At 47.1% G+C, this 17,056-nt stretch carries 19 protein-coding genes and 1 pseudogene; 8 read left to right on the plus strand and 12 right to left on the minus strand.

Features of this window, described 5'->3' with window-relative positions; translation table 11 throughout:
• Window position 1: 1 nt before the first annotated feature.
• Entirely contained in the window at window positions 2-730 is a 729-nt protein-coding gene (locus ACZ52Z_RS05245) for a tRNA1(Val) (adenine(37)-N6)-methyltransferase (RefSeq protein ID WP_464269702.1), read from the minus strand.
• A 96-nt stretch (window positions 731-826) separates the two neighbouring features.
• Between ACZ52Z_RS05245 and queD the strand changes: the two genes are divergently transcribed.
• From queD to ACZ52Z_RS05260, 3 genes are all read left to right on the plus strand, one after another.
• Window positions 827-1,195, plus strand: a complete 369-nt coding sequence (gene queD / locus ACZ52Z_RS05250; RefSeq protein ID WP_464269703.1) for a 6-carboxytetrahydropterin synthase QueD — start codon at window positions 827-829, stop codon at window positions 1,193-1,195.
• 295 nt (window positions 1,196-1,490) lie between these two features.
• Window positions 1,491-2,768 (plus strand): Vi polysaccharide biosynthesis UDP-N-acetylglucosamine C-6 dehydrogenase TviB, encoded by a 1,278-nt coding sequence (gene tviB, locus ACZ52Z_RS05255; protein ID WP_464269704.1) that lies wholly within the window; start codon window positions 1,491-1,493, stop codon window positions 2,766-2,768.
• 566 nt (window positions 2,769-3,334) lie between these two features.
• On the plus strand, window positions 3,335-4,564 hold the full coding sequence (locus ACZ52Z_RS05260; RefSeq protein WP_464269705.1) for a multidrug effflux MFS transporter: 1,230 nt from the start codon (window positions 3,335-3,337) through the stop codon (window positions 4,562-4,564).
• A gap of 273 nt (window positions 4,565-4,837) precedes the next feature.
• Here the strand turns inward: ACZ52Z_RS05260 and ACZ52Z_RS05265 are convergent, their stop codons facing one another.
• Window positions 4,838-4,960, minus strand: coding sequence for a hypothetical protein (locus tag ACZ52Z_RS05265; RefSeq protein WP_464269706.1), 123 nt, complete (start codon window positions 4,958-4,960; stop codon window positions 4,838-4,840).
• Window positions 4,961-5,007: 47 nt separating this feature from the next.
• On the opposite strand from ACZ52Z_RS05265, the gene ACZ52Z_RS05270 reads away from it, so the two are divergent.
• Window positions 5,008-5,199 carry a hypothetical protein gene (locus tag ACZ52Z_RS05270; RefSeq protein ID WP_464269707.1) on the plus strand — a complete coding sequence of 64 codons (192 nt, stop codon included), beginning with the start codon at window positions 5,008-5,010 and terminating at the stop codon, window positions 5,197-5,199.
• A 246-nt stretch (window positions 5,200-5,445) separates the two neighbouring features.
• Here ACZ52Z_RS05270 and proX read toward each other — a convergent pair whose 3' ends face one another.
• From proX to ACZ52Z_RS05295, 5 genes are all read right to left on the minus strand, one after another.
• A complete protein-coding gene (proX, locus tag ACZ52Z_RS05275; RefSeq protein WP_464269708.1) occupies window positions 5,446-6,468 on the minus strand; it encodes a glycine betaine/L-proline ABC transporter substrate-binding protein ProX in 1,023 nt (340 codons plus the stop codon).
• A 20-nt stretch (window positions 6,469-6,488) separates the two neighbouring features.
• Complete coding sequence (locus ACZ52Z_RS05280) at window positions 6,489-7,115, minus strand: class I SAM-dependent DNA methyltransferase (RefSeq protein ID WP_464269709.1); 627 nt, start codon at window positions 7,113-7,115, stop codon at window positions 6,489-6,491.
• Window positions 7,116-7,431: 316 nt separating this feature from the next.
• On the minus strand, window positions 7,432-7,662 hold the full coding sequence (locus ACZ52Z_RS05285) for a hypothetical protein (protein WP_464269710.1): 231 nt from the start codon (window positions 7,660-7,662) through the stop codon (window positions 7,432-7,434).
• Window positions 7,663-7,714: 52 nt separating this feature from the next.
• Window positions 7,715-7,882 carry a hypothetical protein gene (locus ACZ52Z_RS05290; protein WP_464269711.1) on the minus strand — a complete coding sequence of 56 codons (168 nt, stop codon included), beginning with the start codon at window positions 7,880-7,882 and terminating at the stop codon, window positions 7,715-7,717.
• 116 nt (window positions 7,883-7,998) lie between these two features.
• Entirely contained in the window at window positions 7,999-8,130 is a 132-nt protein-coding gene (locus tag ACZ52Z_RS05295; protein WP_464269712.1) for a winged helix-turn-helix transcriptional regulator, read from the minus strand.
• A 213-nt stretch (window positions 8,131-8,343) separates the two neighbouring features.
• Between ACZ52Z_RS05295 and ACZ52Z_RS05300 the strand changes: the two genes are divergently transcribed.
• Together ACZ52Z_RS05300 and ACZ52Z_RS05305 are read left to right on the plus strand one after the other, a co-directional pair.
• The gene (locus tag ACZ52Z_RS05300) at window positions 8,344-8,502 is read left to right on the plus strand and encodes a hypothetical protein (RefSeq protein WP_464269713.1); all 159 of its coding nucleotides are present in this window, start codon (window positions 8,344-8,346) and stop codon (window positions 8,500-8,502) included.
• A 322-nt stretch (window positions 8,503-8,824) separates the two neighbouring features.
• Entirely contained in the window at window positions 8,825-10,528 is a 1,704-nt protein-coding gene (locus tag ACZ52Z_RS05305) for a protein adenylyltransferase SelO (RefSeq protein WP_464269714.1), read from the plus strand.
• 242 nt (window positions 10,529-10,770) lie between these two features.
• Here ACZ52Z_RS05305 and ACZ52Z_RS05310 read toward each other — a convergent pair whose 3' ends face one another.
• Window positions 10,771-11,223, minus strand: a complete 453-nt coding sequence (locus ACZ52Z_RS05310; protein WP_464270759.1) for a cation:proton antiporter regulatory subunit — start codon at window positions 11,221-11,223, stop codon at window positions 10,771-10,773.
• A pseudogene (locus ACZ52Z_RS05315) lies at window positions 11,197-11,415 on the minus strand (NAD-binding protein); the annotation flags it as partial. The pseudogene ACZ52Z_RS05315 and the gene ACZ52Z_RS05310, both read right to left, overlap by 27 nt.
• 264 nt (window positions 11,416-11,679) lie before the next feature.
• Between ACZ52Z_RS05315 and ACZ52Z_RS05320 the strand changes: the two are divergent.
• Window positions 11,680-13,209: a GNAT family N-acetyltransferase gene (locus ACZ52Z_RS05320; protein WP_464269715.1), complete on the plus strand. Its 1,530-nt coding sequence runs from the start codon at window positions 11,680-11,682 to the stop codon at window positions 13,207-13,209.
• A 178-nt stretch (window positions 13,210-13,387) separates the two neighbouring features.
• Here the strand turns inward: ACZ52Z_RS05320 and ACZ52Z_RS05325 are convergent, their stop codons facing one another.
• The 3 genes from ACZ52Z_RS05325 to ACZ52Z_RS05335 are packed head-to-tail and all read right to left on the minus strand — an operon-like array spanning window position 13,388 to window position 16,332.
• Window positions 13,388-14,143, minus strand: a complete 756-nt coding sequence (locus ACZ52Z_RS05325; protein WP_464269716.1) for an ABC transporter ATP-binding protein — start codon at window positions 14,141-14,143, stop codon at window positions 13,388-13,390.
• Window positions 14,140-15,210, minus strand: a complete 1,071-nt coding sequence (locus tag ACZ52Z_RS05330; RefSeq protein WP_464269717.1) for a FecCD family ABC transporter permease — start codon at window positions 15,208-15,210, stop codon at window positions 14,140-14,142. Before ACZ52Z_RS05330 ends, ACZ52Z_RS05325 begins: the two co-directional genes overlap by 4 nt.
• 3 nt (window positions 15,211-15,213) lie before the next feature.
• The gene (locus ACZ52Z_RS05335) at window positions 15,214-16,332 is read right to left on the minus strand and encodes an iron ABC transporter substrate-binding protein (RefSeq protein ID WP_464269718.1); all 1,119 of its coding nucleotides are present in this window, start codon (window positions 16,330-16,332) and stop codon (window positions 15,214-15,216) included.
• A 169-nt stretch (window positions 16,333-16,501) separates the two neighbouring features.
• Between ACZ52Z_RS05335 and tsaA the strand changes: the two genes are divergently transcribed.
• On the plus strand, window positions 16,502-17,041 hold the full coding sequence (gene tsaA, locus ACZ52Z_RS05340) for a tRNA (N6-threonylcarbamoyladenosine(37)-N6)-methyltransferase TrmO (protein WP_464269719.1): 540 nt from the start codon (window positions 16,502-16,504) through the stop codon (window positions 17,039-17,041).
• Window positions 17,042-17,056: the final 15 nt, after the last annotated feature.

Consider the following 17,056-nt stretch of genomic DNA (forward strand, 5'->3'; position numbering starts at 1 on the left):
CTCATCCCCTGTACTTCGCCTCCATTGCTGGTGTATACTCCCCGTTTTTGCGGGCATAAATATAAAAAGGAGGCAGCAGATCGCACTGTTCTCCCCCGTTTTTGACCGCTTCCATCAAAACCAGCCGGGCACTCTGTTCTCCGGGGTACGAGTAGACCGGTTGTATCCGTTTGACCGTCAATCGCTGACGGGCAAGCTCGGCCAGCAACTTGCCGGTGTAGATCGCCGGATAGATAAAAGCGACCCTTTTCCTGTTTTTGACTGCAAAAGCGGCAGCGCGAACAAAATCCCGTAATTTCCCATTGACCTCATGACGGGCAATGCTCACGGTCTGGTGCCGATTTTGTCTGCCACCCGATCGTTTGCCGTAGGGAGGATTACATACCACCAGATCAAATGACTCAGGCTGGAGATACTGCCCTATCTGCACGGCATTGCCAGCGATCACGGAAAAACGATCCTTATACCCGTTAATGGCGACATTTTCCTCGACCAGTTCGACCATCGAGGGCTGCAGTTCCAGACCCCATACCCGAACAGCGGCATGACGATAGGCTATAATCAGTCCGATAACGCCGCAACCGCAGCAGAGATCAAGCACCCGCAGGTCGCTTTTGGTGAACTGACAAAAATGTGCCAACAGCACCGCATCTATGGAAAAACGATACCCCTGCTCATACTGGTTGCATTGTAAATGCCCATGAAATAGAGTGTCGCAAGTTTTTTTCATCTATCTAGTCTATACTGAATCAGCTGCGGCAAGGTGTGCCATCTTCCTGTCACCAGCTTTATTCTATACCGCATTGCGCAAGGAACAAAGGCTCCAATGGATATTTTTATCAAAACTCACTTCTCCGGTGGTCATCACCTCCGCGATTATCCGGGCTCCTGCGAAAAACCCCATGGCCATAACTGGAAGGTCAAAGTAACGGTGCGTGCGGACCAACTGGACAAGCTCGGCATGGGCATTGATTTTACAATCCTGAAGCAGCACGTGAACACCGTCATCGACACCCTCGACCATTGCGATCTCAATGCGCACCCTGCGTTTGCCGAGCACAACCCTTCCTCGGAACATATTGCCATGTACATATTCAGAGAACTCAAACCTACATTGCAAACCGACAGATACCGACTGCATGCGGTTGAAGTCAGTGAGACCGATACCAGCGGGGTGATTTACTACGGCGATTAACCCCAACCCTTGTATCAGTGACAGTCTGAATGCTGTTTTTTTACCATTCCCTGTTCTGCAACGATACATCCGGACAGGGAGGGAAAGACGCAGGCGCGCTCAAAGGCTCTGGGCTGCGCACCAAGGTGGGACACCTGCTCAAATGGCAAGGTACTGCTCCACACTCTTTTTATCATTGCCTTGCCGTCATACATTTGTGTACCAATCGTGAACCTTGATTAATTCAGGTCCAAAGCCACACAAGAAAGCATCATCACCACTTTTCTCATAATCAACCAGGATAAGGAGCACCCCAATGCCCGATATACACTCTGCACGCATTGCCGTCATCGGCCTTGGTTATGTTGGCCTGCCGTTGGCGGTCGAATTCAGTAAGCGGTATGCCACCGTGGGATTTGACCTCAAACAGGAACGGATTGATGAACTCAAGCGCGGCATTGATTCCACCCTGGAGGTGCCCAGCGAAGAATTGCAGCAGGCGGGTGGACTCAGCTACACGGCCACGATTGATGACCTGCGAGACTGCAACGTATACATCGTCGCCGTCCCCACCCCCATTGACAGCAATAAACGGCCCGATCTGAGCCCGCTCCAAGGTGCCTCAAAAACCGTTGCCGCCGTGTTGGCCAAGGGAGATGTGGTCGTCTATGAATCAACTGTCTATCCAGGTGCAACAGAAGAGGTATGCATCCCGTTGCTCGAACAACTTTCAGGGTTGGAATATAACCGCGACTTTTTTGCCGGCTACAGCCCGGAGCGTATCAATCCTGGAGACCATGAGCACCGGCTACCGACCATTATGAAGGTAACCTCCGGATCCACCCCGGCAATTGCCGAATTTGTCGATGACCTCTACGCTTCGATTATCACTGCCGGGACGTTCAAAGCAAGCTCCATCAGGGTTGCCGAGGCGGCCAAGGTCATTGAAAATACCCAACGCGACGTCAACATCGCCCTGATCAATGAGCTGGCGCTCATTTTCAATAAACTTGACATCGATACGCTGGAGGTACTGGAAGCAGCCGGAACAAAATGGAACTTCCTCCCTTTCCGTCCTGGCTTGGTCGGCGGTCACTGCATTGGCGTAGACCCCTACTATTTGACCCATAAGGCTCAGGAGGTGGGATACCACCCGGAAATGATTCTGGCCGGCCGCCGTCTGAATGATGGCATGGGCAGATACATTGCCTCCGAAGTTATCAAGCTGATGCTCAAAAAACGTATTCACGTGGCCAATGCAAAAATACTGGTACTCGGACTGACCTTTAAGGAAAACTGCCCTGACCTGCGCAACACCAAGGTAACGGACATCGTTTACGAGCTGGAAAGTTACGGCGCGGAAGTGGATGTTCATGACCCGTGGGCTGACAATGGAGAAGCAAGTGCCCGCTACAGGATCTCGATGATCGATCACCTGCAGGCGGAACACTACGACGCGGTTGTCCTGGCCGTGGCCCATCGTCAATACACGGAACTCTCCGCTGATGCTGTGCAAGGCCTGTGCAAACAGAACGCCGTTATCTACGATGTCAAGCACGCCCTCCCCACTTCAATCGTCGACGGCGCCCTTTAGGCAGTCGACTTGCGGTCACCCCATTTGGCGGCAGCCCATACTGCGGGCTGCCGTCGAATAAGTTATATTCCACAGCGCCTGCAGAATCTGTATCTGCACGGGGCAACGTAATCGGTCTATCTCGGCCTCACATCCGCACTCAAAAATAAGAACAGGGATCTCTTGCCATCTCGCTTGTCGGACAATTGAAAGCGGTACCGGCTTTTTTCCTGTGTTGGTCACATGCCAGGGAAATTCGCCCCCCCTCTCCGAGGTAAAGTCCCCTGTCCAAGGGGCTTAGCACAAGAGAAAATATTATCTTTCAACGTCATATTTTTTTAACATTCTCTCCTTATTTTTTACACATTTCTATGCGACTATATACGGACATGAGAGGGCAGACAGGGGAGCCCGCCGCTCACGCACGCAGGCAGTGCCCTGAGAACTGCCTGCTGTCACTGATGCAGATAAAAAAAACACCCTTTGCCAGACGTTCGCCTAATTGAGCAACACATCCTCGAAAGAATGCTGCAGTTGTTAAGCACTTTTCTGCCACACACCCTTTTTACCGACAGATTACCTCCTCAATGAGCACACCAAACGAAACGCATCATCGTAACATTTACCTCTTTTTACTTCTCTCTTTGCTGGCGGCTTTTCCCCCCTTGTCTACCGACATGTACCTTCCTGCGCTCCCCCTGTTGCAGGATACCTGGCAGCAACCCATGACCGTCATCAACATGACTCTGGCGGGTTTCTTTATCGGTTACTGTATCAGCCTGCTCCTGTATGGCCCTCTTTCAGACCAATTTGGACGAAGACCGCCACTGCTGGCGGGGATAGCACTCTATATCGGAGCAAGCGTGTTGTGTGCCTTTTCCGGTAATGCCATACTCTTGATTATTTTTCGCATTCTTCAGGGGGTGGGTTCGGCATCTGCCTCGGTTATTGCGATGGCCATTACCAAGGATGTGTATCAGGGCAACGAACGGCAGCGAATTCTCGCCTATATGGGAATTATCATGGCTTTGGCACCGATGCTGTCGCCAATTTTTGGCGGCTGGATCATGACCTGGCTGTCCTGGCACTGGGTATTCATCACCCAGGCAGCAATTGGCGCAATTGCCTGGATGGGCGTATTTCGTCTGGAAGAACCGATGCAAAAGCGCTCAGCGGGGAGTCTTGCCAAATCTCTTGGAATGTATGGAGCGCTGCTGAACAATAAAAAATATTTCGGACTGGTCCTGCTCTTTTCCATGGCGGCCTTGCCCCATTTTTCATTCATCGGTTCAGCTGCAGATATTTACATAGGCAGGTTTGGTCTTTCTGAGCAGATGTTCGGCTATTTTTTCGCGTTGAACGCCATGGCTATCATGGCCGGTTCTTTTGCCTGTACCAGGCTGCAGAAACTGATCGATGCGAGAGGGTTGCTGACTGTCAGTTTCGCCGGTTTGCTGACTGCAGGAACACTCATGTTTGCCAATATTATCTCAGGTCCGTGGGGTTTGACCATTCCCATGGCCCTTGCATCATTTTCATTCGGCCTCAGCCGTCCTCCCAGCAACAACATGGTGCTGGAGCAGGTGGAGCGTGGCGCTGGCGCCGCGTCCTCTCTTTTGATCTTTGTGTACTTCATTGTTGCGGCCTTTTCCATGTGGTTCATATCACTTGAATGGCAGGACAAGGTAATGACCATCGGTGTGCTTGCTATGACCAGCGGTGGGGTAGTGTTAGCCATATGGACATTTCTTCCCCACTTCACCCATCTTTCAAGCAGAAAAATTTCTGTAGAAGGTACAGCGAGCAACCAAAATTAAGTCACTGGATGGTATACCCAAAGGTCCTTTCTGGACGGGAAGGAAAGAGCCAAAACATGACCAGCGTCGCTCCAGGGTATATTTGGTGTACCATATGGTAAATATGAGCATGAAGAAGCAGAACAGATACCTGATTTCAAGAAAGTACAGCTGAAGCTAACCTGTAGCTCTCTTTTGCCGGTGAATCTCAGGCGCGAAATCGTTACACTTCCTTTGCCTACAGGCTCGGCAACAGAATACTGCGTTGACCGGGCTGTGGATTCATTCAAAACCTCATCGGCCAGCGTTCACAGGGCAGCGCACATGACCGCTTTCCTGCCAACCGTCTGCCAGGTAGGCTTCCAGTTCCTCAGCACCGTAGAGCACGGCACTGTGCAGGATGCCATCACTGACCACGTCAGCTGCAATGCCCCAAACCAGGCGAGATTGGCAAGCAACCAGGCGTGCGGAAAAAAATCCCCCTACAGCCGGAGCGGGAGGGTCGGATCGGCTGCACTGTCAAAAAAACATTGCTGCTCATCAGACCAAAAGAGCTCTACCTGCCGCTCAGTCAACTGCGACGCCCATTCCAGCATCAACGGACCCTGCCGCACCTGATAGAGGATCAGCAGCCCGGCCTCGAATCAGTCGATTGACATTTTTCGTCATGGTGCACTTCTCGAGGTTATGGTCCGTCACTCGTCAAACAGCGCCAGTTAAGTGAGAGGCTACGATGACCCTGGAGTCTGAGCCTTGATTCCTCCCGGCTACAGCCACCTTACGCCCTCAATCAACTGGTAATGTGCTCAACACTCCGTGCCAGAAATCGGTCAGGTATATTTGCCCCTCAAGCGATTCGCCACCGTGACAATGGCGCAGATTTTCTCAAAAACATTCATGCCTCAGACAGCGGCTTGACGAGCCTCCTCAAGCCATTTGTCCCAGACGGTGCGATTTTTTTCTATCCACTCCTGGGCATGACGCTCGATGTCTTTTTGCGATTTTTCACCGTCCTGCATTTTCGTGTTTTGCTCATTCACGTCTTTGAGAGGAATGGAAAATACTTCAAAAAATCGTTTAGCAGCAGGATTTTCAGCCATAAATTGTTTATTGGCCACTATGCGAATATCAGCGGCAATAAAACCGAGTTTGACCGGGTCGCTTACAGCACCAGTCACACCACTGGCCACCATACGGTCGGTATCGTTTTTCTGTGCTTCACGGGGAATAATCTCAGGTACGTTTATCCAGACAACATCTTTTCCGGGGAGCAGCTTGAAAATGGTCCAGTTCGGAGCCCAAGTATAGAAAAAAATCGGCTTACCTGCTTTATGGCGGGCAAGGGCGTCAGCCATGCTCGCAGTATATGCGGCCTGCACCTGATTAATGTGATCTTCCAGCTCATACACGTTTAAATGATGATCAATCGTTTCCGCACAGGCCCACCCTGATTCGCACGACATGAGATCGGCCTTGCCATCATTGTTTATATCAAAATGTGCCTTCACTTCCTGGCGTTTAAAATCATCAAGCGAGGTAATGTTGAATTGATCAGCTGCGGCTTTTGAAATCAGGTATCCCTGCATGCCGCCATTTTTCATCACGTAGCCGACAGTATCCGCCTTATCGTAAAAGTTTTTCGGCATCTGAGTATTGTGCATGGGGAACCAGCCGTTGGCCCAATAATCAACGTCGCCAAGGGCGAGGGCCTGGTAGAACATGGTGTTCTGGAGTTCCTTGGGTTTTGCAACGTCGTAGCCCAGCTCCTTGAGACCAGCCCGAACAATAGCCTCCTGAAAGTACCCGGTATTCCAATTTCCTCGAGCAGGAGCGACTTTCACCCCTTTTCCCGGCAAAGTATCCATTGCCACCACCGGTGTACAAAGAAAACTGGCAATAAACAATGCATGCAGCAATGCTTTCATTATTTGTCCTCCATAGTTTGTTATTTTGTTACCTGATAGAGACAGATTTTACACAGCGACCCTTCCTGTTGAATATAATCGGAAACATTTTCTTCCATTAGTTTCCACTCACCCTTATTTTCAACGGCTTGGATAGCCGCGCCGTACTTCTCCTCCTGCCAGGCTTGATCACGCACGGTAAAACAGATATACCCACCGGGTTTGACTACCCGGATCAGCTCGTGAAAGGCCCCTGGTCCAATGTGGCCACACGTAAACGTGCCGACACAAATGGCTGCATCGTAGTGGTCATCCGCCAAATCCAGAACGCTTGTGAGATCCGCATGGATCAGCGAATTATACACCTGCTTTTCTTTCGCCTTGTTGAGCATGGATTTGCAATAATCAATACCATCAATGTTGGCATACCCCAATTCACGCAGACACTCTCCGACCAGACCGGTACCACAACCGGCGTCCAGCAAGCGAGTCGAACTAGGCTCTGTATACCTGTTGAGCATCTTGCTTGCTGCCAATGGTGCGACATAGGCCAATTCATCTATCAGGTCATGGTCGTAATGCTCTGCCCATTCATGATAGGCCGCCATTAACTCTTCCTTGCTCGTAGCTTTAAGTACGCGCTCATGGATATCTTTTCGATTCTTCATAGATTTCTTTCAATAGTGACAAAGTTGGGTGGTCTCTGCGGTTGACACTGAAATGCTGTTAATTTTGTATTGAATAAAACAGTATGTGTAATCATATTTTATACATACTGTTTTGCTCAAAAATGTCAAGACGATCCTGATCAGGTGCTGCTGCCAATGGAGAAAAATCTTTCTGTGATCAAACAAAGAAAAGAACACCGACACCGTCTCGTCGGCAATGCCGACAGCATCTACGTTCTGAGTGAGATATATCTGAAGCGAGAATGTGGTGATGCCTGAAAAAATAGTCCATCGAATAAAACAAGATCACTTCCGGTTACCGGTGTCCAACAAACAAACCAGGTAATCCCAGGTGACTATCGTAGGCATCCACTACCAGTTGCTTAAACTGAAAAAACAGTTTTATGGAAAAAAGTAAATTGTCGAAAATGACTGAAGAGCAGAGAGAGCCTGCACTATCTATCCCGACCTCTGTCAACATCCGTTTTTTACGGGGACTGTCGAACTCCCTGCACACGATCTGCTCACTGACAGCGAACCTTTTCACCAAACACAGACAGATCGTCGATATCCCGGGTTTGCACTCAGGTGTACATATATCAATCCACTTCCACCCAAACCCCGACGCTATTAAAGATGACTGGAGTTAAATCTGCATCTTCAAAGTTTTCACCACCCCATTCTTCAGAAGATGAATTTGCAAATATTTCATGCCACTCTTCTTCGGTTGCCACTCTGCCGGTGTGGGGATTCATTAACATCGTCATGGTCATGCCTCCTCTATTAAACTTGCATCCACGCTCCTAAATCGCATCGACAAAATCATCTGCGGTGAATTGGCTCACTTGGTCTGTAAGAGGTGGCTCTATCGCCAACGTATGCATCATCTCAAGAACTGGAAAAGCCGTTTTTCCCAGGTCCGTGAGGCTATATTTATCCGTGGTGGAACTTCTGGATATACAGTCCTCACCATAAGTGCACTCCGTTCCAATTCCTTCAACTGCTGAGTGAGCATTTATTGTCTCATATCCCCTCACCAGCCGCGGTAAATATCCATTGGACGCGAAGAAAAAGTATTCTTTGAGGCTTTACAATACCATACTCATTTACCGCCCCCCCTTGTATCGTCGAACTGATGTTTTATCATCTTTGACAGAGGGATATCGTTCATACCATATCCAGCTACAGTGATTGGAGGTGTGGCCATGGAGTGTTGTTCGGAGGTATCGTGGTACTCGAACATGCCCGCTCCGGTGAGAAGATGAAGGGATTGGTTTCCTTTCACGGTGGGCTGACGACCATGATACTATGCAAAATACTCATTGTTCACGGAACGGCTGATGCTGCTTTCAGCATGGATGACGTTGCTCCTCTTGCCGAAGAGTAGGAGGATGCTGACATATCCCATTAGATGGTAACCTTCGCCGGTGCTCCCCATGCCTTCACCGTCTTTGACTCACCACTTTACGGAGAAGACCCAGACAAAAAATCATGGCGACAATTCGCCAGCTTTCTTGGAGAAGTGTTCGAATAACTCAGGCCAGTGAAATTGAAGTGTAGTAGTGAAATGCCCTATCTGGATGCAACGGTCGGTACGGGTGATCTTATACCGTACCCAACCATAAATTAAGCCTTAGGGTGTTCTTTTTACCTGCATCCTTCTGAGAAAGCGCAAAATGCGCGCTCCCACTAGTGAGGTGATAGCAACAATGTCATATACATCTAAACCATCTGCCGAATGTCGCGTAACGACCTTTGATGATTTTGTGCAGTTAGTTGATTATTCTTTTATGGATACCTTGAATGCCGACCCAGATGCCGACGGAGATGGCGATGATCACCGTGCCCGTCAGGTGTTTTCCGGTCATTTCGTACCTGTGACACCTACGCCGCTTGCAGATTCGGAATATGTAACCCATAGCAGCACTTTTTTTAATGAACTTGGGTTAAGCGACGAGCTAGCGTTTGACCCTCAATTTCGCCAGGTTTTTTCTGGTGACCTCTCTGCTGTGCATGAGCCTATGCGTCAGGTAGGCTGGGCGACCGGCTATGCATTGTCGATTTACGGCACCGAATATACCCAACAATGTCCATTTGGTACTGGCAATGGTTATGGCGATGGTCGGGCGATATCTGTATTTGAAGGAATAATAAATGGGCAGCGCTGGGAAATGCAATTAAAAGGTGGCGGCTCAACGCCTTATTGCCGTGGTGCCGACGGGCGTGCAGTACTACGTTCAAGTGTGCGTGAGTTTCTAGCGCAAGAGTATATGCAGGCTTTAGGTGTTCCCACATCGCGCTCTTTAACCCTCTATGTTTCTAAATCTGAGACCGTTACCAGGCCTTGGTATTCTCAAAACTCCCACACCACCGATCCTGATATTATGGTGAGCAATCCAGTGGCTATATCAACTCGAGTTGCGCCATCTTTTTTGCGCGTTGGTCAGCTAGAATTATTTGCCCGCCGCGCACGCAGCAATGCTCATCCAAATGCACTAGAAGAGTTGCGCATGATTGTATCGCATTTAATCGAACGAGAATACAAAAGCGACATTAATCAAGACCTTGTTTTTGAAGATCAATTGATTGAGCTGGCCAAGCTATTTCGCCGGCGTCTTACTTTACTTGTGGCCAATTGGATACGGGTCGGTTACTGCCAGGGTAATTATAATAGCGACAATTGCGCTGCTGGTGGCTTTACCCTCGACTATGGACCATTTGGATTCTGTGAAATATTTGACCCTAAGTTTCAACCTTGGACAGGCGGCGGCGAACACTTTTCATTCTTCAATCAGCCACTCGCAGCGGAAGCGAATTACCACATGTTTTGGAAAGCTGTGAGACCCCTACTCACAGAAAATACTGAAGAAATAAAAAATTTCGATCAAGTACGCCATGGCTTTGCAGATTCAATGCAAAAACAACTTCAAAAAATGTGGGTGGCCAAACTTGGTTTGGCTGAATTTAACCCACAGGTATTTAAAAAATTAATGCAGCTAATGACCAACTCAGAGGTGGATTACACTATTTTTTTCCGTGAGTTATCCTATATACCAGAGGATGTTTCAGCATTGAAAAAGAGCTTCTACGTTAAAACTTCACACCAACTCGATGAGCAATGGCAATCTTGGCTAAACAGCTGGCGAGAGCTCGTCGTTAAAGACGGCAATTTGGTGGAGATATCAGCAAATATGAAACAGACGAATCCCAAATACGCATGGCGAGAGTGGTTGATTGTCCCCGCCTACCAGCAAGCCATGCAGGGTGACTATACGTTAGTTAAAGAGTTGCAGGAAGTACTTAGCTATCCATATGATGAGCAATCACAAAAAGTTGAAGATAAATACTATCGCCTAAGGCCTAAGGTGTTTTTTAACGCTGGCGGTGTGTCGCACTATAGCTGTTCATCTTGATTTTGAAAAAAACTGAAAAAGTGGAATATAGTTTGCCCTGCCGGCATGGTTAACAAGTCAACGCTGCCGGACTCGCTAACGCGCCTGAACCTCTGCTTGGTAATGTTAGCATATCGAAGGTCAGAACATCTTACCAGTGGCTCTATTTGATCTTATTCCATCGCCGAGTTTGATCCACCGAGTCGGCAACCACCACGTTGACTCCTCCCCTTTGAAGATCATCGTCAACTTACGGTATTGTCTTACTTGCCATTCTGCATAAATAACGGTCTGATTTTAGCCAGCTTCTCAGGTGTGCCGACTACATAAAGAATATCACCTACATAAAATGGGGCATCCACTTCAGGATTGGAAAAGGTTTTAGAATCGTGTCGCACAGCAAGAACCGTCACACCATGTTTTTTTCGTAATTCAAGATCAAGCAGTGTGTTGCCCACCATCGGTGAATTCTTCTCAATGCGGATGGAAGCAACCTCAAACTCAGGGAGGTGGAGATCAATATTAGAGAGCAAGGATGATTTCCCAGGGAGCTTACGGAACATCTCATATCCGTCAGATCTGAGTTGAATGACAAGCTTGTCTATTTCATCCATTGGGACAAGATAATTGGCCAAAACACGTGAAAATATTTCTACCGATGTTTCAAATTCTTCAGGAATCACTTCATTGGCGCCTAAATCATAGAGCGGTTTCATTTCCGTGAGATATCTTGTACGCACAATGAGGTGCGCTTTATCGGTCAGATTTCGGACAGTTTCAACAATTTCTCGGGTGGCGGTAGGGTCGTTGATGGCTACAACAACCACTCTCGCTCCATCAATATCAGCATGCTGAAGGACCTCTTCATGAATGGCATCGCCTTTTTTTAGGTCAAATGGAGAGATATGACTGGTTTCTTCACATAAGTTTTCAAACTCCGCTCACTGTAAAATAAGGAGAAAGATGTAAAACAAACATGTTAAACTCAAAAACAGAAAATGATTGCTCCTGTGAAACCTGGCAATGTTGCGGAGTGTAGTGCTTTTTACTCTTGATAAATGTTTTCAGCATGTTAAAAGCGTGCTCTTCAACCACATGTTCGAGCGAAAAGATCAGGCTGAAATCAGAGCCTATTCCAGGGATCGGTGAACTAATAAGTTCGGTGTATTGATATGAAAAATGAAGTAATTCATAAGCTTGGCCTGCGTCATCTTCAGTTGGAAGATTATAATACTGTTCGGGAACTGGGGCTCAAGGTTTATAAAGGACTCACGGAACCATGGTCATTAGAAGAATTTAGCAATCTTATCAGTCGATTTGGAGAAGGTCAGGTCTGTATTGAAGACAATGGACGTCCCGTTGCTATTGCCCTTTCAGTAATTGTTGACTTTACATTATTAGGAAAAACACATACTTATATTAAAGTGACCGGAAATGGTTCTTTTAAAACACATGATCCTGAAGGCGATTATCTTTATGGTATAGACGTTATAGTTGATCCAGATTACCGGGGCATGCGGCTTGGCAGAAGATTATATGATGCTCGAAAAGATCTTGCAGTAAATCTCAATCTTAAAGGAATTTTATTTGGAGGAAGAATTCCCGGGTATATACAATATGCCGACAAAATGTCGGCTCAGGAATATATTGAAAAGGTCAAGAATCTTGAACTTGTTGACAATGTATTAACTTTTCAACTCTCTAACGATTTTCATGTCAGAAACCTGTTACCCAATTACTGGGCTGAAGATCATCAATCTGGCGGTAACGCGGTTTTGCTTGAATGGTTGAATATTTATTATGAGGAAAAGACAAGGCTGATTGGAGGTACCAAGTCTATCGTTCGTCTTGGGGTGGTGCAGTGGCAGATGCGGCGCTTCTCATCCTTTGATGAATTCATGCAGCAGGCGGAATTTTTCGTTGACACCGTTTCAGATTATCAGGCTGATATCGTCCTTTTCCCCGAGTTGTTTAATGCACCTTTAATTCATATGTACGAAGGGTATAATCCCGCTGATGCCATGCGTATGCTGGCTGAATTTTCTAAAAAGCTCCGCCAGTCTATGACGGAGATGGCTCTTACCTATAATATCAATATAGTTACCGGAAGTGTTCCTGTGCTTGCAGATGACGGTAGGCTAAGTAATGTCAGCTATATGTGCCGCAGAGATGGCACGTGGGATAGTCAGGAGAAAATACATATAACGCCGGATGAGGAAAACCATTGGGGATTTATCGGAGGCGATGAGCTTAAAGTCTTTGATACAGATGTCGGCAAGATTGGGATATTAATATGCTATGATGTGGAATTTCCCGAGCTGGCAAGACTTCAGACAGAAAAAGGCATGAAATTATTGCTTGTCCCTTTCTGGACAGATACTCAAAATGGTTACCTCAGGGTAAGGCGTTGTGCTCAAGCCAGAGCAATTGAGAACGAATGTTATGTAGCCATATCTGGAAGTGTTGGCAATATTCCTAAAGTAGAAACCATGGGGATTCAATATTCCCAGTCTGCAATATTTACACCTTCAGATTTTTCTTTCCCTCATGATGCCGTGGCATCCCAGGCGACTCCCGGCATTGAAACGACACTTATAACAGATCTTGATATTGATCTGTTAAAAGAGCTACGCAAAAAAGGCAGTGTAAGAAATATGGAAAGCCGGAGATCAGATCTTTATAATCTGGTATGGATTAAATAATGAAAAGTGTCATTATTGAAAACACCTTATGGTGTTTTGCTATCTTTTCATCAATACAGATAACTTAGTAAGAATCACCTCAAAAAATTCAGTTATAATGCTAAAACATCCATCGAGATGCTTTTTTTTCATTCATCCGGTAAAAAGGCATAGCTGAAAAAGCTTAGCAAGAGGAGTCTTATGCCGGTACAACTACCGTACGGTGATTGATGGTGTGTAATTCTACACGAAGGCCGTATACATCCTCAATTAATGAAGCTTCAATTTTGTTAATTGCTGTGCAGGCATGTATTTGTCCTTTTTTGAGCAAAATAGCAGTGTCAGCATAACGAAAGGCGGTATTCAGATCATGCATGGTCAGCACAACACTTAAGCGGTGCTCAGTTGCAATCCGATGGATAAGTTTCATTATTTCAGCCTGGTTTTTCAAATCTAGTGCGCTAGTCGGTTCATCTAGAAGCAGCAGTTCTGGTTCCTGAACGATCGCTCTGGCTATGCAGACCTTTTGCAACTCTCCTCCGCTTAACTGATCTATATGGCGCAATGCAAGGTGTTCCAGATCTAGTTGATACAGGGCAGAGGATACTATGCTTAAATCCTTTTTGTCTGGAGAAAATCGAACATGCGGTTTACGTCCAAGCAGAACAGCATCAAATACCGTGAGCCGTGCCACTTCGTTTTTTTGTGCCACATAGCCGATACACTTGGCTCTTTTTTTGGTGTTCATATGCAGAACCTGCTGTTCTTCCACAAGGACCACACCTGTTGCTGGTCTAAGCAATGTCCCAAGGCACTTTAAAAGCGTTGTTTTGCCCACACCGTTTGGCCCTAATATGGCAAGAATTTCCCCGGCTTTTACGGAAAAATTAATATATTGTAAAATATTCTGGCCGTTATATGCAAAAGACAGGTCGTGTACTGCAAGCCGATTCATCCGCGTCCACCTTGAAGAATGAGCCAAAGAAATACCGGCGCGCCGAGAAAGGCAGTAAGCACAGATACGGGCAATATATGAGGTGCCAGAAACATTCGTGCAGCAGTGTCGGCAAGAAGCAAAAGCAGGCCACCCCCAAGTATAGAAGCTGGCAGCAGATAGCGGTGATCTGCACCAATAATACGACGAACAATGTGTGGGACGACCAGGCCGACAAATCCGATGATACCAAGAAAAGCAATGGTGACCGAGGTGAGCAGCGTTGCCGTCAACATACCGATAAGCCGGATTCGTTCAACGCGTACGCCAAGCCCCTGCGCAGTTTCGTCACCAGCCTCCATTGCGTTGTAATTCCAAGCGTTTATACAGAAGTATATGCAGCATACCCCTGAAATCGATGCCATGAAATAGAGTTCCTTCCACGAAGCTCGTGCTGTATCTCCAAAACTCCAAAACACCATTGCTGCAAGTTGCACGTCATCGGCAAAATATTGGAGAAACATGGTTCCGGCTGTAAACAGTGAGCCAAGGGCTACACCTGTGAGGATCATTAATTCCGGTGTTGCTCCGCGCAAGCGGGCTACCCCGATGATGACTCCGGCAGTGGCCATACTGGTGATAAAGGCCATGCCCGTGGTCAGGTATGGATTGGAGATGGCAACTGCCCCCACATTTGATGAACTCATGGTTCCGCCACCCAGCAACATTACCGAGAGTGCTGCACCAAACGCAGCAGCGTGTGAGATGCCAAGGGTGAAAGGGGAACCAAGTGGATTGCGAAGAATTGACTGCATTACTGCCCCGGAAGCTGCGAGTCCTGCGCCCGCAACTAGAGCGCTTAAGGCTTGTGGAAAACGAATATTCCAGATAATCGCATGGAAACGCTGGGAATCAGGAAGTCCGCACAGGGTGCGTGCTACATCTATGAGGGGGAGGTTAGCGCTTCCCAGTGATAAGGCAACAACCAGATTGATACCTAGTCCGAACAGCAGACAGAAGAGGCAGACCAACTTCCATCTGGTATATTTGATATATTCTTCGGGATGCAGGTTGCGGTCTAAATGCATAGGTTATTGCAGAGGTATTTTTGAAAAAACCATACCGCCAAAGGCTTTGTTCAGTTCTGAGTAAACCGGTTTACCCACCAGAAAAGAGTAAATTTCATCTGCTTTCTTTTGAGGATCGACTTCTGCAAATCGTTCAGGGTAGAGCACTGCGCCAATGTAATAGCTGTTGGCTAGGATTGACCCGTAATTCGCTGTATACCAGTTGTAGGGTAGTAATCCGTAAAGTTGCCCTTCTTTTAGTGCGTAAAGCTGCTGATAGGCTGGATCTGTTTTTAGCTCATAAAGGCCGCCGGATTTGCCACCCATTTGCAGTGTGGAAAGGTCCAGAAACAGGACATCAGGATTCCACATCAAAATGCTTTCTTTAGAGACATTAGAATGTGTTAACTCCTTTCCTCCAGGGCCAAAACCGGTGGTAACGTTTTTTGCGCCGACAAAGGAAAAAGGTGGGTAAAGCGGTTCCGTTGATTGATATCCATGGGGACCTTTATGTGCGATCCCACCAACATAAACACTGGGACGTTTTTCTTCAGGGATGTCTTTGGTGCGTTCTGTCAACTCGTTGATCGCTGTCTCACAATAGCTAACAATTGCCTCTGCTCTCGATTTTTTGTCGACAACGTCGGCCATAATTCTCAGTGAGTTATACAGATGGCGACGATTTTTACCTAGATCACCATACTGGAGTACAATCACTGGAATGCCTGTTTTAGCCTGCAGTTCAACTGGATTATATCCCATGGTGGAATAGGTTTTAAAGATTACCTGCGGTTGCGGTTCAAGTCCGAGAATCAATTCTGGATTGTCGTGCCCGCGAAACTCCCCAAAAATAGGTAGTTGTTTAAATTCTGGGTGCGCCAGAGCGTATGGTCTTGCGTCAAATTTGCGGCGTTTGCCTTCCATATCGTCAACGGCAACCGCCATGTGTTGTGCCTGCAAATAGGTCAGCAGACGCAGGCATCCCGGGCCTGAACAGATAACCTTGTCGATCTTATCTGGCAGTGTAACGGTTCTTCCTGAACCGTCGGTGATAGTGCGAGCGGCACCCGCCATTGGCAGGAGAAAATGGAGAACTAGGATCTGGAAGTAAACGAGAAAGCAGTATACTTGTCTCTTTTTCATGGATAAATCCTGTGTGTCATGGGTTGTACTGGGAAAGCAACAGTGTTACGATATTTATAATCGTAATACTGGGCTAACCTTGTCGTCAATATTGAACCATTTTTTTACCCATATTTTTTTACACCACAGATTGTATATCGTGCCACCAAGTGACACTGGAGGAGATCGAATGAAAAGTCAGGACTACCAGGAAATTATCGAATTAGTACCAGTAGGCATAATAAAAAATGCGATAAAAAGCCCTTCTCTTGCAGCAGGAAAAGATGGCCTCAGCCAAACAGAGCGGATGGACCGATGGAGAACTCGTGAGTTGGAGATACAGCAATCTGTCAGTGAGCTGATTATCCACCCTGAATGGGTGGAACTTCTTGACGGGATTGATTCCTTTTCACACATACTTGTTTTGTACTGGCCACATCTTCTTGATCCGCAACAGCGCAATCTTAAAAAAGTACACCCAATGGGGAGAAGAGATGTTCCGCTTCAAGGTATCTTTGCCACATGCAGCCCTGCCCGGCCTAATCCTGTGCTTGTTTCGGCAGTTCCCCTTAAAGCACGGAATGGAAATGTGGTTGAGGTAACTGGCCTTGAGGCAGTGGATGGCAGTCCCATCATTGACCTTAAGCCCTATTCAAGACATTATCTCCAGGTAAGTAACCTTAAACCAGCTGATTGGATGGACAAACTCCATAACGAAATGAAACTTTGACAAAGGATTCTGATT

This window comes from Desulfogranum aggregans, assembly GCF_055398265.1.